Source organism: uncultured Nocardioides sp., assembly GCF_947489365.1.
Lineage (GTDB): Bacteria > Actinomycetota > Actinomycetes > Propionibacteriales > Nocardioidaceae > Nocardioides.
In genome coordinates this window covers 215,318-230,992 of sequence record NZ_CANLDB010000006.1, presented here as the reverse complement: position 1 = coordinate 230,992, position 15,675 = coordinate 215,318, and the positions used below count along the sequence as shown (strand labels likewise).

Annotated in this window: 12 protein-coding genes; 4 read left to right on the top strand and 8 right to left on the bottom strand. The window is 73.2% G+C overall.

The window, feature by feature from the left end; genetic code table 11:
* The first annotated feature begins 79 nt into the window (after positions 1 to 79).
* Positions 80 to 1,402 carry a S1 family peptidase gene (locus tag Q0858_RS16950; protein WP_299056886.1) on the top strand — a complete coding sequence of 441 codons (1,323 nt, stop codon included), beginning with the start codon at positions 80 to 82 and terminating at the stop codon, positions 1,400 to 1,402.
* 228 nt (positions 1,403 to 1,630) lie between these two features.
* Here Q0858_RS16950 and acs read toward each other — a convergent pair whose 3' ends face one another.
* The 3 genes from acs to Q0858_RS16935 form a co-directional block, all read right to left on the bottom strand.
* Entirely contained in the window at positions 1,631 to 3,619 is a 1,989-nt protein-coding gene (gene acs / locus Q0858_RS16945; protein WP_299056884.1) for an acetate--CoA ligase, read from the bottom strand.
* 104 nt (positions 3,620 to 3,723) lie between these two features.
* Entirely contained in the window at positions 3,724 to 5,322 is a 1,599-nt protein-coding gene (locus Q0858_RS16940) for a cation acetate symporter (protein ID WP_299056882.1), read from the bottom strand.
* A complete protein-coding gene (locus Q0858_RS16935) occupies positions 5,319 to 5,681 on the bottom strand; it encodes a DUF485 domain-containing protein (RefSeq protein WP_299056879.1) in 363 nt (120 codons plus the stop codon). Before Q0858_RS16935 ends, Q0858_RS16940 begins: the two co-directional genes overlap by 4 nt.
* Before the next feature lie 208 nt (positions 5,682 to 5,889).
* Between Q0858_RS16935 and Q0858_RS16930 the strand changes: the two genes are divergently transcribed.
* The 3 genes from Q0858_RS16930 to Q0858_RS16920 all read left to right on the top strand — a co-directional run bounded on the left by Q0858_RS16930 (position 5,890) and on the right by Q0858_RS16920 (position 9,670).
* The gene (locus Q0858_RS16930; protein ID WP_299056877.1) at positions 5,890 to 7,365 is read left to right on the top strand and encodes a hypothetical protein; all 1,476 of its coding nucleotides are present in this window, start codon (positions 5,890 to 5,892) and stop codon (positions 7,363 to 7,365) included.
* A gap of 122 nt (positions 7,366 to 7,487) precedes the next feature.
* Positions 7,488 to 8,963, top strand: a complete 1,476-nt coding sequence (locus tag Q0858_RS16925) for a hypothetical protein (RefSeq protein WP_299056875.1) — start codon at positions 7,488 to 7,490, stop codon at positions 8,961 to 8,963.
* 41 nt (positions 8,964 to 9,004) lie between these two features.
* Entirely contained in the window at positions 9,005 to 9,670 is a 666-nt protein-coding gene (locus Q0858_RS16920; protein WP_299056872.1) for a CbiX/SirB N-terminal domain-containing protein, read from the top strand.
* Positions 9,671 to 9,911: 241 nt separating this feature from the next.
* Here the strand turns inward: Q0858_RS16920 and Q0858_RS16915 are convergent, their stop codons facing one another.
* From Q0858_RS16915 to Q0858_RS16895, 5 genes are read right to left on the bottom strand one after another with little or no spacing between them, the layout of a single operon-like run.
* Complete coding sequence (locus Q0858_RS16915; RefSeq protein WP_299057046.1) at positions 9,912 to 11,345, bottom strand: NCS2 family permease; 1,434 nt, start codon at positions 11,343 to 11,345, stop codon at positions 9,912 to 9,914.
* Positions 11,346 to 11,388: 43 nt separating this feature from the next.
* The gene (locus Q0858_RS16910; RefSeq protein ID WP_299056870.1) at positions 11,389 to 12,612 is read right to left on the bottom strand and encodes an MFS transporter; all 1,224 of its coding nucleotides are present in this window, start codon (positions 12,610 to 12,612) and stop codon (positions 11,389 to 11,391) included.
* 13 nt (positions 12,613 to 12,625) lie between these two features.
* On the bottom strand, positions 12,626 to 13,627 hold the full coding sequence (locus Q0858_RS16905) for an ABC transporter substrate-binding protein (RefSeq protein WP_299056867.1): 1,002 nt from the start codon (positions 13,625 to 13,627) through the stop codon (positions 12,626 to 12,628).
* The gene (locus tag Q0858_RS16900) at positions 13,624 to 14,433 is read right to left on the bottom strand and encodes an ABC transporter ATP-binding protein (RefSeq protein WP_299056864.1); all 810 of its coding nucleotides are present in this window, start codon (positions 14,431 to 14,433) and stop codon (positions 13,624 to 13,626) included. Before Q0858_RS16900 ends, Q0858_RS16905 begins: the two co-directional genes overlap by 4 nt.
* Positions 14,430 to 15,512: an iron ABC transporter permease gene (locus tag Q0858_RS16895; RefSeq protein WP_299056861.1), complete on the bottom strand. Its 1,083-nt coding sequence runs from the start codon at positions 15,510 to 15,512 to the stop codon at positions 14,430 to 14,432. The genes Q0858_RS16900 and Q0858_RS16895 overlap by 4 nt, the downstream gene beginning before the upstream one ends.
* Between the last annotated feature and the right edge of the window lie 163 nt (positions 15,513 to 15,675).

Sequence of the window (15,675 nt, the reverse complement as noted above, 5' to 3'; positions counted from 1 at the left end):
GGACAGCCGCCCCCCGGGGGCGCGGCTCGTACTGCAGAGACCGGGCGCCTCGGGCGCCACACCAGACTGGAGGTCCCCTATGGGGAGCACACGCACCGCAGGACGGCGCCTCGTGGCCGTCACCGCGACGCTCGGGATCGCGGCGTCGCTGACCGCGGCGTTCTCGCTGAGCGCCGCGGCCGACGAGACCGGCCAGGGTCGCGCCGACGAGGGCTCGGACGTCCTCGTCCGGGAGGCACCCTCGCGGAGCGGATCGTTCGTCGTCCGCGCCCGGACCGCCTCGGCCGACTCGCTGTCCCCGGCCCTCATGGAGGACCTGCGCACCTACGCCCGCAGCTCGGGGGAGAACCTCGCCGACCTCGTCGACACCCACCGCGGCGTCGACGAGTTCGCGGCGTACCTCGACTCGTACGCGCGGCGGAACCCCGACCAGTACGTCACCGGCGGCATCGCCGAGCGGCCGGGCGGGAAGAACTGGATCCAGACCACCACCCGCCCCGGCGCCGACGAGGTCGCCCGCCTGGAGAAGCTGCCCGTCGACGTCGAGGTCAGCTTCGGCGCCCCCGCGAGCTACGCCGAGCTGGAGACGCTGTCGCAGGAGCTGGTCGAGTCGGCCGGCGGCGAGGCCCTGCAGTCCGTGACGGCCGGGTACGACGCCGAGTCGCAGACGATGGACCTCGAGTACACCCCGGCCGAGGGTGCGGCCTCCCGCGCCGTCGAGGGCGCCCTCGACGGCGTCGTCGCCCGGGCCGGCCGCGGCCTGCCGGGCTCGGCGCTGCCGCTCGAGGTCACCACGACCGAGACCTCCAGCCCGCTGACGCTGCAGCGCAAGATCTTCGGCGGCCGCGGCATCAACAGCAACAAGTTCATCTGCACCGCCGGCTTCACCGCCAAGCGCAAGGGCCGCCCCGGCATCATCACCTCCGGCCACTGCCCGAACCGCCTGCGCTACCTCAACAAGCCGGGCACGCTCAAGAGGGCCGTGAAGGCCAAGAGCCGGAAGACCGACCTGCAGTACAACCAGGTCATCCGGAAGAACGGCAACAAGGTCACCGCGAAGTTCCGCTACAAGCAGGGTCGCAAGGACCGCGTCGTCCGCAAGGTCGCCAACGCCCCCCGCGGCTCGACGATCTGCAAGTGGGGTCGCACGAGCGGCTACAACTGCTCGAAGATCCGCAAGACCAACATCTGCGGCCGCTTCACCAACGGCGAGACCTACTGCGGCCTCGACCAGACCCGTCGCAAGATGAGCAGCCCGGGCGACAGCGGTGGCCCGAACTTCTCCGGCAACACGGCCCGCGGCATCACCACCGGTGGTACGGACAGCTACAGCCTGATCACCCGCGTGGCCCGCATCGACAACATCGGCAGGACCAAGATCATGAAGAAGAAGCGCCGCTGACCTCCTCGTGACCGCACGACGGCCCGCCACCCCGCCCGGGATGGCGGGCCGTCGTCGTTGGGGCCCCGTGAGGTCTGCGGGGTCGTCACCGGGTCTCGTGGCTCGCGCGCTCGTTCCTCGCGTGCTCGCACCTCGACCTCCGGGCCGGGCCGGACGCAGAACGGGGCGGCACCGACGTCGTACGCCGGCACCGCCCCGCTCTCCCCCCGGACCGAGGGGACGAGGTGGCTAGCCCTCGTCCTTGCCGCTGGAGGCGCCCTGCTGGATCAGGTCCATCACCGTGGAGTCCGCCAGCGTGGTCACGTCGCCGACGTCGCGGTTCTCGGCGACGTCGCGCAGCAGGCGGCGCATGATCTTGCCCGAGCGGGTCTTCGGCAGCTCGGGGACGATCATCACCTGCCGCGGCTTCGCGATGGCGCCGATCTGGGTGCGGACGTGGTTGCGGAGCTCCTCGACGATGTCCTCGCCGCCGTCGCCGGCCTCGTCACGCAGGATGACGAACGCGCAGACGGCCTGACCGGTGTCGTCGTCCGTCGCGCCCACGACCGCGGCCTCGGCCACCTTCGGGTGCGAGACCAGCGCGGACTCGATCTCCGTGGTCGACAGGCGGTGGCCCGACACGTTCATGACGTCGTCCACGCGGCCGAGGACCCAGACGTCGCCGTCGGTGTCCTTCTTCGCGCCGTCGCCGGCGAAGTAGAAGCCCTGCTTCTTGAAGCGCGACCAGTAGGTGTCCTTGTAGCGCTGGTCGTCGCCCCAGATCGTGCGCAGCATCGACGGCCACGGCTCGGTGAGCACGAGGTAGCCGCCGGAGCCGTCCGGCACCGAGGTGCCCTCGTCGTCCACGACGTCCGCGGCGACGCCCGGGATGGCGATCATCGCCGAGCCCGGCTTGCCGTGGGTGACGCCGGGCAGGGGGCTGATCATGATCATCCCGGTCTCGGTCTGCCACCAGGTGTCGACCACGGGCACCTTGCCCGCGCCGATGACCTCGCGGTACCAGACGTACGCCTCCGGGTTGATCGGCTCACCCACCGAGCCGAGCACGCGGATCGACGACAGGTCGCGGCTGTCGGGGATCTCGCGGCCCTGCTTCATGAACGACCGGATCGCGGTGGGCGCGGTGTAGAAGATCGTCACCTTGTACTTCTCGATGACGTCCCACCAGCGGCCCTTCTCCGGGTGGTCGGGGGTGCCCTCGTACATCACCTGGGTGACGCCGTTCGCGAGCGGCCCGTAGACCAGGTAGGAGTGGCCGGTGATCCAGCCGACGTCGGCGGAGCACCAGTAGACGTCGGTCTCCGGCTTGAGGTCGAAGACCGCCCAGTGCGTGTACGCCGTCCCGGTGAGGTAGCCGCCGGTGGTGTGCAGGATGCCCTTGGGCTTGCCGGTGGTGCCCGAGGTGTACATGACGAACAGCGGGTGCTCGGAGTCGAACGCCTCCGGGGTGTGCTCGGACGACGCCGACCCGACCGCGTCGTGCCACCAGACGTCGACGTCGTCGTCCCAAGCGATGTCCTGACCGGTGCGCTCGACGACGAGGACCTTGCGGACCTTGTCGGTCTTGGTGCGGGCCTCGTCGACCGCGGGCTTCAGCGAGGACGCCGACCCGCGGCGGTAGCCGCCGTCGGAGGTGATGACGACCTCGGCGCCGCAGTCCTCGATGCGGGAGGCGAGCGCGTCGGCGGAGAACCCGCCGAACACGACGGTGTGCGGGGCGCCGATGCGGGCGCAGGCGAGCATCGCGACGGCGACCTCGGGGATCATCGGCATGTAGATCGCGACGCGGTCGCCGGTCTTCACGCCCAGCTCGGTCAGCGCGTTCGCGGCGCGGCAGACCTCGTCCTGCAGCTCGGCGTACGTGATCGAGCGCTCGTCGTCCACGGGCTCGCCGACCCAGTGGATGGCGACCTGGTCGCCCTTGCCGGCCTCGACGTGCCGGTCGACGCAGTTGTACGCCGCGTTGAGCCGCCCGCCGACGAACCACTTGGCGAACGGCGGGTCGTCCCAGTCCAGGACGCGGTCCCAGCGGGTGTCCCAGGCCAGGCGGTCGGCCTGCTCGGCCCAGAAGGCCTCACGGTCGGAGGCCGCGCGCTCGTACGCCTCCTCCTTGAGGTTGGCCTCGGCGGCGAGCTCGGCGGGCGGCTCGAAGCGGCGGTCCTCCTTCAGGAGGTTGGACAGACCCTGCTCGGACTTTCCGGTGTCTTCAGTGCTCACGCGTCTCTCCTCGTGGGGCGGTGGTGATGGCGAGCCTAGGGGGACACGCAGACGGCGGGGACCCTCCAAGGAGAGGGTTCCCGCCGCCCGCCGTACCCCCCGGGTCAGTGCTGGCTGGCGCCCTCGGCGCCGGCGCCGGTCAGGGCGCGGACCTCGAGCTCGGCGTACAGGCGCTCGGAGCTGGGCTCGCGAGCGGACAGGGTGCCGATGATGCCGAGCAGGAAGCCGACCGGGATCGACACGATGCCCGGGTTGCTCAGCGGGAACAGCGCGAAGTCCGCGTCCGGGAACAGCGAGGTCTCCGGGTTGCCCGACATGACGGGCGACAGGATGACCAGGCCGACGCAGGTGATGAGGCCGCCGTAGATGCTCCAGCAGGCGCCGCGGGTGTTGAAGCGCTTCCAGAACATGTTGAACAGGATCGCCGGCAGGTTCGCCGACGCGGCGACCGCGAAGGCCAGGGCCACCAGGAACGCGATGTTCAGCTGCTGGGCCGGGATGGCGAGCACGATCGCGACCGCGCCGATGGCGACGGCGGCGAGCTTCGCGACCCGCACCTCCTGCTTCTCGGTGACCGGCTGGTCCTTCTTGAACACGCCCTTGTACAGGTCGTGCGCCACCGAGGACGACGACGCCAGCGTCAGGCCGGCGACGACGGCGAGGATGGTCGCGAAGGCGACCGCCGAGATCAGCGCCAGCAGGACCGCGCCCCCCAGCGAGCCCGCTCCGCCGCCGACCTCCTCGGCGAGCAGGGGCGAGGCCAGGTTGCCGGTCGCGCCCGCGTCGTCGGTGTTGATCAGCGCCGCGGCGCCGAAGCCGAGGACCAGCGTCATCAGGTAGAAGGCGCCGATGAGGCCGATCGCCCAGAGCACCGACTTCCGGGCGTCCTTGGCGGTCGGGACGGTGTAGAAGCGGATCAGGATGTGCGGCAGGCCCGCGGTGCCGAGCACCAGGGCGAGGCCCAGCGACAGGAAGTCGATCTGCGAGGTCAGCGTGGCGCCGTACTGCAGGCCGGGCTGGAGGAACGCGTCCCCGGCGCCGGACTTCTCCGCCGCGTCCCCGAGGAGGGCGGACAGGTTGAAGTTGTAGCGCAGCAGGACGAGGAAGACGATCAGCGCCGAGCCGGCCATCAGCAGGACGGCCTTGACGATCTGGACGTACGTCGTGCCCTTCATGCCGCCGACGGTCACGTAGAAGATCATCAGGGCGCCGACGCCGACGATGACGAGGTTCTTCACGAAGCCGCTGTCGACGCCGAGCAGCAGCGCGACGAGCACGCCCGCGCCGACCATCTGGGCGAGCAGGTAGAAGATCGAGACGACGACGGTCGAGACGCTGGCCGCCGTACGGACGGGGCGCTGGCGCATGCGGAACGCGAGCTGGTCGGCCATCGTGTAGCGACCGGCGTTGCGGAGCATCTCGGCGACGAGCAGCAGGGCCACGAGCCAGGCGACGAGGAAGCCGATGGAGTAGAGGAACCCGTCGTACCCGTAGAGCGCGATGGCTCCGGAGATGCCGAGGAAGGAGGCGGCCGACATGTAGTCGCCGCCGATGGCGAGGCCGTTCTGGAAGCCGGAGAAGCCCCGGCCGCCGGAGTAGAAGTCGGCTGCGGTCTTGGTCTGTCGGCTCGCCACGAAGGTGATGCCGACGGTCAGCAGCACGACCCCGATGAACAGGGAGGTGGTGAGGATCTGCTGGTTCACTGCCCGGCCTCCTGGCGGTAGCGGTCGTTGAGCTTCGTGGCGAGGGGGTCGAGCGCCTTCGACGAGTGCTTGGCGTACAGGTAGGCGATCCCGAACGTGGTGAGGAACTGCAGCAGCCCGAGGATCAGGGCGACGTTGATGTTGCCGAACACCTTGATGTCCATGAGCCCGCCGCCCCAGTTCGAGAGCGAGACGTAGAGCAGGTACCAGACCAGGAAGCCGACGGTGGCGGGGATGGCCCAGCCGCGGTACCGCTTGCGCAGCTCGGCGAACTCCTGCGTCTCGTGGAGCTCCTTGTAGATCGGGGCGGAGTCCGCCCGGTAGTGACCCGCGTCGGGGTCCTTCTCCGTGTGCGCCATCGGTGCCTCCTCGGGGCAGGGCTGGGTGACGTGTGCACCGTAGGAGTGATCGGCGTCACGTGACGCCCGCCACCACGTACGGCGCGACGAGCGGTCGGCTGGGTGCGACGAGCGGGCGGTCGGAGCGGTTTCGGTGCACCGCACAGGTGGTCTAGACCGCGAGGGCCGGTTGTCGCCACCGCGGCCTCGGCACCCGCAGGATGCGCTCGTGACCCGACCCCGCTCCCGCCCCCACGTCCGTCTCGACACCCGCCGCCGGACCGCGCCGGGGCTCGCCGCCCTGACCGGCCTCGCCCTCGTCGCCACCCCGTTCCTGCCCGCCCAGGCCGCTGACTCCCCGGACCGCGCTGAGGCAGCCGCCGCGCCCGCGCTGCTCGTCACCGGCGAGGAGAACGTCGTCCTCCCGGCGGACGAGGGAGGTTTGCCCCGCTCGGTCGGCTTCGGCACCTTCGGTCGGAGCGCCGTCGGTCCGGACGGTGAGCTCTACGCGATCAAGCCGTTCACGGAGAGCGGGGCCTCCGCCGGGCTCTACCGGGTCGGCTCCTCGGACTGGCCGGTCGAGGTGGAGTCGGGCATCAGGTTGTTCGGTCTGGCCAGCGACGCGGACGGACTCGTCTACGCGCAGTCCTACTGCGGGGGCGAGATCGACACCGAGTGGCGGACCCGGCTCCTCCGTTACGACCCCGAGACCGACACCCAGGTCCAGGTCGCTGATGACCTGCCGCACCTCAGCGGGATCGCCCTCGAGCCCGACGGCGACGTGGTGGGGGTCGAGCAGGTCGTGTCGTCGTGCGGTCAGGAGGACAGCGGCATCGTGACGTCGCAGCGCCTGCTGCGCATCACGCCCGAGGGTGACGTCGAGACGCTGGCCTCGAACCTCCAGGCCCCCAGCGACGTCGCCGTGGCCCCCGACGGCTCCCTCCTGGTGACGTCGAGGGACTGGACCGAGCCGGGGGACGAGGCCGAGGGCGTGGGCAGGGGCGCCCTGCTGCGCGTGCCGGCAGCCGGCGGGCAGCCGTCCGTGGTCGCCCGGGTGTCGCGCCCCGGTGGTCTCGACGTGAGCCCCGACGGCGCGGTGTGGACCGCTGGCTCCGTCCTGGACGAGGGCTCCTCCCAGACGCGCGGCGTGGTCCAGGGAGTCGCTCCCGACGGCACGGTCTCCGAGCGGTTCTCGGTCGAGGACCAGGACCTCTGGGACGTGTCGACCCTCGGGGAGGCGCCCGTGCTCTCGGCCACCGTCTCGAGCGACCGCGGACGCAACGCCGCCGGCTGGTACCGCACCCCGGCGACGGTGACCTTCACCTGCGCGGAGGGCAGCACCCCCCTGGCCGGTGACTGCCCGGCTCCGGTCCGCGTCGACAACGCCGACCGCACCCTGAGGCGCACGATCACCGCCACCGGCGACGGTGGGTCGGACTCCGTCTCCGTACGGGTGAGGGTGGACACCACGAAGCCCACGCTGCGGACCCGCCTCGTCGGCGAGGCGCCGTACGCCCCCTCGGCGCGACCGGTGCGGTGCAGCGCCACCGACGGGCTGTCGGGCGTGGCCGGCGACTGCACCGTGTCGTACGGCGCGGTGAGGACGCGCGCCAACGGCTCCCGCTTCCGCACCTGGACCGCCTCCGTGCGCGACGTCGCGGGCAACCGCACCACGACGACGGGGACCTTCGCCGTCCGTCGCTGAGCTCGTCCCCGGGACTCCCCGGGTCCGCACCGAACCCCGACCGGGCGAGACCGGTCGGGGCTCGGTGAACCCGACGTCTTCTCCTCGCTCTCCACGCCCTCCCAGCCCCGAAGGATGCGCTCATGACCCCGCCCCGCCCCCACGCCCGCCCTCACACTCGCCGCCCCACCGGCCGCCTGGCCGCGTCGGGGCTCGCCGTCCTGACCGGCCTCGCCCTCGTCGCCTCCCCGCGCCTGCCCGCCCAGGCCGCGGACCCCGGCGGGCGGACCGAGCTGGCCGAGACCACGACGACGCTGCTCGTGACCGGCGACGCCGACTACGTCGTCCCGCCTGACCGGGCAGGGTCGCCGAACAGGTTCAGCGAGGTCGATCTCGGCTACAGCACCGTCGGTCCGGACGGCCAGCTCTGGGTGACGAAGTCGCAGCCGGAGAGCGGCTACCCCGCGGGCCTCTACCGGGTCGAGTCGCCCGGTGAGCTCGTCCCGGTGCTGGAGGCCGTCAACCTGACCGGGCTCACCAGCGACGCCGAAGGGCTCGTCTTCGCCCAGACCCGCTGCCGCGGCGAGGACGAGACGCGGCGGCGGACCCGGTTGGTGCGCTACGACATCGAGACCGGCACCCAGACCGAGATCGCCGACGGTCTGACCCCGCTCGACGGGATCGCCCTGGAGCCCGACGGAGACGTGGTCGGGGTGGAGCAAGCCGTCGAGGGGTGCGATTTCCGGGTCTTCACCCGTCAGGGGCTGGTGCGCGTCGCCCCGGACGGTCAGGACACCCGGCTGGCCTCGGACCTGCGGTTCCCGACCGACGTCGCCGTCGCGCCGGACGGGTCCTACCTGGTCACCTCGAGCGGCTGGCCGGCCGCCCAGGACCCGACCGGGGAGCCGGACGCCGGTGCGTTGCTGCGCATCCCGGCGGCAGGGGGCGAGCCCTCCGTGGTCGCCCCCGTCGCCCAGCCCCAGGGCCTCGACCTGAGCCCTGACGGCACGGTGTGGACCGCAGGCTTCACCGAGGGTGGCAGCTCCGCACCACGGAGCGGCGTCGTCCAGCGCGTCGCACCCGACGGTGAGGTCACCGACCGACTCTTGGTGGAGGAGCAGGTCCTCGACGACGTGTCGACCTTCGGGGAGGACCCCGTGCTCTCGGCCGCGGTCTCCAGCCCCCGCGGGCGCAACGCTGCCGGGTGGTACCGCACGCCGGTGACGGTGCGCTTCACCTGCGCCGAGGGCAGCACCCCCCTCGAGGGTGACTGCCCGGCTCCGGTGGTCCTCCGCAACGCGGACCGCGCGCTCGAGCGCACCATCACCGCCACGGGCGACGGCGGGTCGGACTCCGTCTCGGTCCGGGTGAAGGTGGACACCGCGAAGCCGACTCTGCGGACCCGCCTCGTCGGCGAGGCGCCGTACGCCCCCTCGGCGCGACCGGTGCGGTGCAGCGCCACCGACGGGCTGTCGGGCGTGGCCGGCGACTGCACCGTGTCGTACGGCGCGGTGAGGACGCGCGCCAACGGCTCCCGCTTCCGCACCTGGACGGCGTCCGTGCGCGACGTCGCGGGGAACCGCACCACGCGGACGGGCAGCTTCGGCGTCCGCCGCTGACCCGAGCACCCACCCCGCCGTGGGCGGCGGATGATGGAGCCATGAGGCTCGTCACCGTCGCCCACGGCACCCGGAAGTCGTCGGGCAACGCCATCGCGGCCGAGCTGACGGCGCTGGCCGCCGAGCGGCTGGGGATCGAGGCCGTCTGCTCGTACGTCGAGCTGTCCGAGCCGCTGTTCGCCGACGTCGTCGCGGGCTCGACCGAGCCGACGGTCGCCGTCCCGCTGCTGCTGTCGACCGGGTTCCACATCCGCACCGACCTGCCGTCGATGGCGGAGGGTGCGGGCGGCCCGCTGACGATGGGCCGGCCGTTCGGGCCGCACCGTCAGGTCGCGCAGGCGCAGGCCGCTCGCCTGCTCGACGCCGGGGCGCAGCCGGGCACGCGGGTCGTGCTGGTCGCGGCCGGGTCGAGCGACGAGCTCGCCACCCGCGACCAGGAGCGGGCCGCCGAGCTGCTCGCCGACGAGTGGGGCGGCGAGGTCGAGGTGGCCACGCTGACCGCGCGGGGACGACGTCCGGCCGAGGTGGTCCGGGACGGCGACGCCGTGTCGCCGTACCTGCTCTCGCCCGGGTACTTCGCCGACAAGGCGCGGACGCAGTCGCTCGAGGCCGGGGCCGGGGTGGTCGCCGACGTCCTGGGCACCCACCCGTTGCTGGTCGACCTGCTGTGCGCGCGGTTCACGGCGCTGAGGTCGGCCGCGCGCTGACGCCTCCTTCGCGCTGACGCCTCCTTCCAGGTGGTCGAGCAGCAGCCGAGCGCAGCGAGGCCGCGTCGTCGAGACCGAGTCGCGCAACGGAGGCGATCGCTGTCTCCGAGAGACAGTGATCGCCTCCACTGATGGCCGGCCCCGCTCCCGTCCCACCGGGTCTCGACGACGCGCGCTCGCCCAGGGGCTCGCGTGCTGCTCGACCAGCGGTGGGCGCGCTCGACCAGCGGAGGGGCGGCTGTCAGGTCAGCAGCGCGGTGAGCGGTGCGATCGCGAACCAGATCAGGAACGCGGCGGCGATGCCCCACATGAGCGGGGAGACGTCGCTGGGCTTGCGGCGCACCACCTTGATCAGCACGTAGGCCAGGAAGCCGGCGCCGATGCCGACGGTGATGGAGTACGTGAACGGCATCAGGATGATCGTGAGGAACGCCGGGAGGGCGACCTCGAGGTCGTCCCAGTCGATCTCCTTGACGCCGCGCAGCATGAGGAACCCGACGAGCACCAGCGCGGGGACGGCGGCCTCGGACGGGATCGCGGAGACGACGCCGACGAAGAACGTCGTGAGCAGGAACAGCACGCCGGTGACGATCGCGGCGATGCCGGTCCGGGCGCCCTCGCCGACGCCGGAGGCGGACTCGATGTAGGAGGTGTTCGACGAGACGCCGCCCGCGCCGCCGGCGATCGCGGCGACGGAGTCGACGATGAGGATGCGCTGGGTGTTCGGCGGGGAGCCGTCCTTGTCGTTCAGCCCGGCCTCGGCACCGATCGCGGTCATCGTGCCGATGGTGTCGAAGAAGTCCGCGAGCAGGAGCGTGAAGACCAGCAGGACCGCGGCCACGACGCCGATCTGCTGGAAGGACCCGAGCAGGTTGAACTGCCCGAGCGTGCCGAGGTCGGGCAGGCCGAACCACTGCGTCGGCGCCGTGGGCACCGACAGGGCCCAGCCGGTCGGGTTCTCGGCGCCGCCGGGTCCGATGTCGAACACCGCCTCCAGCACGAACGCCAGGATCGTGCCGACGGCGATGGTGATGAGGATCGAGCCGCGCACCTTCAGCGCCCACAGGGCGACGAGCAGGACCAGCCCGAGCACGAAGACCAGGGCGGGCCAGCCGTCGAGGGCGCCGTTGGGGCCGAGCTGCACGGGGACCGTGGTCATCGCGGCGTCGGGGTAGCGCCGCGAGAAGCCGGCGTCCACGAACCCGATGAACGCGATGAAGAGCCCGATGCCGGCCGAGATGGCGACCTTGAGCTCGCGGGGGACGGCGAGGAACACCGCCTTCCGCAACCCGGTGAGCACCAGGATCAGGATGAGCACGCCCTCGATCACGACGAGACCCATCGCGTCGGCCCAGGTCATGCGGGAGGCGATCGCGACGGCGACGAACGCGTTGAGCCCGAGGCCGGTTGCCAGCGCGAGCGGGAAGTTCGCGACGGCCCCCATGAGGATGCTCATCACCCCGGCGACCAGGGCCGTGCCGGCGGCGATCGCGGGCAGGTTCGGCTCGCCGGTGCTGCTGCCGAGGAACCCGCCGTCGATGTCCGGGGCGAAGCCGAGGATGAGGGGGTTCAGCACGACGATGTACGACATCGTCACGAAGGTGACGACCCCGCCGCGGATCTCCCGACCCAGCGTCGAGCCGCGCTCGCTGACCTTGAAGTAGCTCTCCAGCATGCTCACGGGCAGCACCCTGGCACGGAAGCGTGTCGGTGTTGTTTCACGACGCGGGGGTTTTCGCGCAAGGCGGGTGGACCGGGACGCGCCACAGGCGCAGCCGCAGGGCGACGAGCAGCGAGACCAGGAGGCCGGTGCCGACGACCGCGATCGCGCCGCGGGCGCCGAGGGGGCCGACGAGGGCCGCGGCCAGGGCCGCCCCCAGCGGCTGCGCGCCCCAGGCGATCATCCGCGCGGTGGTGTTGACGCGGCCCTGGAGGTCGTCGGGCGTGACCTGCGCGCGGGCGACGATGCCGTTGACGATCACCAGGGTGACCACGCACGAGTACGCCGTCAGCGCGGCCACCGCCGTCGCGAGCCCCGGCGCTGCGGCGAAGGCGAGCAGCAGCACCCAGCCGACGCCGTACCCGACGGTGGCGACGAGGCCGGGTCCCCAGCGTCGCTGCACGCGCCCCACCAGCAACCCGGCCACGGCCGACCCCACGGCGCTGCCGGTGGCGAGCAGGCCGACACGGCCGTCGTCCGGGGTCAGTCCCAGCTCGGTGACGGCGAGGACGGCGTACAGGCCGAGGACGGCGCCGCCGGCGAGGGAGAGCCCGACGCCGAGCAGGGTCAGCGGGCGGACGAGCTCGTGGGCGAGCACGAAGCGCAGGCCCTCGGCGATCGTTTCCCGCCAGCCCGCAACAGCGGCGGACCCACCACCTCCGACCGGCAGGCCGGCGTACAGGGCCGCGGAGGCGACGAGGGCGCCGGCCTCGCACCACAGGACCCCGGCGAGGCCCAGCGGGGCGACCAGGACGCCGGCGACGGCGGGGGCGAGGATGCCGGTGAGCGTCCCGGCGGTGGTGAGGAAGCCCTGGGCGCGCGCGAGCCGGTCCCGGCCCACCAGGGTGGGAAGCGCGCCGAAGGTCGCGGAGTCGGCGAAGACGTTCAGGGCCGCGACCGCGAGCGCGGCCGCCGCGACGTGCCCGACCCCGAGGCCGCCGTACGCCGCCGCCATGGGCACCGACCCCAGTGCCACGGCGCCGCCGAGGGCGCAGCCGACCAGGGTCACCCCGCGGGGCAGCCGGTCGGCGACGGCACCGGCGGGCAGGCCGAGCAGCAGGTAGGCGCCCGCCGGCGCGGCGACGAGCACGGCGGCCAGCGCGGGACCGCCGCCGAGGTCGAGGACCAGCAGCGGCAGCACCACCAGGGTCATGCCCGCGCCGGTCCACCCCAGGAGCCGCGCGAGCGCGAAGCGGACGAAGGCGGGGTCACGGGCGAGCATGGCGGGGCGCGTCTCAGAAGGCGTCCGGGTGGAACGCCTCCGCCATCTGCCGCACCAGGCGGACGTTGCCGAGCGAGCCCGGGAAGGTGTCGGCCTGGTCGACCGCCACGAGCCGGTCGTCGCGCACGGCGGGGACGTCGGGGAACGTGCGGCGCAGCGTCGCCTCGACCTCCTCCGCGGCCGCCTCGTCGGCGACGGCGAAGACGATCACCTCGGGGTCGCGGGAGGCGACGTCCTCGGGGTTCACCGTGGCTGCGAAGAAGTCGGCGAACGCGTCCTCGTCGGGGGAGTAGACGCTCTCGCCGCCCGCGCGGGCGACCATGTCGGGCTCGATGCCGGCGCCGATCGCGGAGATGGTGTCGCCCTCGACGTACAGCTGGGCGACCCTCGGCTGCTCCAAGCCCTCGACGGCCTCGTCGACCGCGGCGAGCTCGGCCTCGGCCTGCTCGGCGAGCTCGGCGGCCTCGGCCTCGCGGTCGAGGACGGCCCCGAGGTTGTCGAGGTCGACCAGGAGGTCGTCGACGGTGCCGGTCATCCGGCGCTCGAGGCAGCCGCCGGTGGCGACGTACGCCGCCGCGCCCGCACGGTCGAGCTGCTCGAGGCTCGCGAAGCCCTGTTCGGCGGTGAACTCGTAGCCGGTGGGGGAGAGGACGAGGTCGGGGCCGACGGCGAGGAGGTCCTCGCGGGCGGGCGGGGTGTCCTCGCTGACGACCGGGACGTCGGCGACCTCGGTGGCGACGTCGTCGGGCAGCGGTGCCATCGCGGTCTGGGCCTGTCCGGCGAGCGCGTCGACCGCGCCGAGGCGGACGACGAGCTCGGTCTGCGCGGGGGCCATCCCGACGACGGCGGTCGGACCGACGGGGTAGGTGCGCTCCTCGCCGCAGTTCTCGATCGTGACGGTCGAGGGGGTGCTGCCCGTCGCTGCGTCGGGGGTGGCCTGGGTGACGTCGCTGCCGCAGGCGGCGAGGAGGGCGAGGCCCGCCAGGGCGGGGACGGAGAGGGGGAGCTTCTTCATGCGGGGTCCTTCGCTGGGTGGGGTGTGCGGGTGGATCTCAGGTCGAGGAGGAGGTGGCCGTCGGGAGTGGTCACCCGGGTCGCGTCGACGCCGAACACCTCGCGCACCCGGACGGGGTCGAGGACGTCGGCCGGGTCGCCGTACGCGACGAGGTGGCCGTCGTGGAGCAGCGCCAGGGCGTCGCAGTGGGCGGCGGCGAGCCCGAGGTCGTGGAGGGCGGCGACGACGACGCGGCCCTCGTCGTGCGCGAGGCGGCGGGCGAGGGCGACGAGGTCGAGCTGGTGGGCGACGTCGAGGTGGTTGGTGGGCTCGTCGAGGAGGACGACGCGGCCGTCCTGGGCGAGGGTGCGGGCCAGGAGGACCCGCTGGCGCTGCCCGCCGGAGAGGCGGCCGACCTGGCGGTCCGCGAGGTCGAGCGCGCCGACCCGCTCGAGGGCGCGGACGGCGGCGTCGAGGTCTGCCTCGTCGTGGGCGGCGCGCAGGCCGCGCCGGTGGGGCAGGCGGCCGAGCAGCACGGTCTCGAGGACGGTGGTCTCCGGCGCGGTGCCGGGGTCCTGCGTCATGGCGGCCACCTGCCGGGCCACGGCCTGGGGCCGCGTCGTCCAGAGGTCCTGACCGTCGACGCGGACGGTCCCGGCGTCGGGCCGCAGCCGGCGGTAGGCGCAGCGCAGGAGGCTGGTCTTGCCGCTGCCGTTGGGGCCGAGCAGGCCGACGAAGCGTCCGGGCGGCACGTGGAGGCTGACGTCGGTGAGGACCTGTCGGTCGCCGAGCCGGAGGCTGACACCGTCGACCTCGAGCCCGCTCACCGGTCGACCCCGCCCGTGCTCGCGGCGTCCCGTCGGACCAGCCAGAGGAAGAAGGGCGCGCCGACGACGGCGGTGAGGATGCCGAGGGGGACCTCGGTCGGGACGGCCGCGGTGCGAGCGAGGAGGTCGGCGAGGACCAGGAAGGCGGCGCCCCCGGCGACCGCGACCGGGATCAGGCGGCGGTGGCGCCCGCCGACGAGGATGCGGGCGACGTGGGGGACGACGAGCCCGACGAACCCGATGCCGCCGCTGACGCTGACCACCGCGCCGGTGAGCAGCGACGCGACGAGCATGAGCACCAGCCGCAGCCGGTCGACGTCCACGCCCAGGGCGGTGGCGGCCTCGTCGCCCGCGACGAGGGCGTCCATGCGGCCGGCGAGCAGGAGCGAGACCGGGAGCGCCACCGCGAGGGCGGCCCCGGCGACGCCGACGGCGCCGAGGTCGGCGGCGGAGACGCTGCCGAGGAGGAAGAAGAGCACCGACACGACGTTCTGGGCGTCCGTGGTGAGGGTCAGGTAGCTCGTCAGCGCGCTCAGCAGGGAGCCGACGGCGACGCCGCAGAGGATCATCCGGGTCGGCGCGACCGTGCCGTGCAGGCGCGCGAGGGACGCGACGAGCGCCGAGGTCAGCGTGGCGCCGAGGAACGCGGCCGCGCCGAGCCCGAGTCCCCCGACCGCGGTGGAGCCGAGGGTGATGACGAGGACGGCGCCGAGGCCGGCGCCGGCGGAGACCCCGAGGACGTACGGCTCCGCCAGCGGGTTGCGGACGACGGCCTGCATCAGGGCCCCGGCCAGCGCGAGGCCCGCGCCTGCGCAGGCGGCGAGGAGGGCGCGGGGGACCCGGAACTGCCAGACCGCCTGGTCCTGCAGCGGCGTCAGCGACCCGTCGCTCATCCACGGCATGCCGGGCACGAGGTGTCCGAGGCACAACCGGGCAGCCTCACCGAGCGTGACCGGGACCGTCCCCGTCGCCGCCGAGACGACCACCAGGACGACCACTGCGACCAGCCCCCCGCCGGTCGCGACGGCCGCCCGGCGGTCGGCCCGCCGCAGCAGGCGGGAGACGTCGGTCGCGGACACGAGCGCAGACTGTAACGGGAATCATTCTCAAGCGCCTGCGAGGGGTCGAGTCGGCACGTCTGCGCAGCGAAACAGGCTCGAGTCGGCACGTCTGCGCAGCAGAACAGGGTCGAGTCGGCACGTCTGCGCACGAGAGGGGGGTCTGGTCGTCGTCGTCATCCGT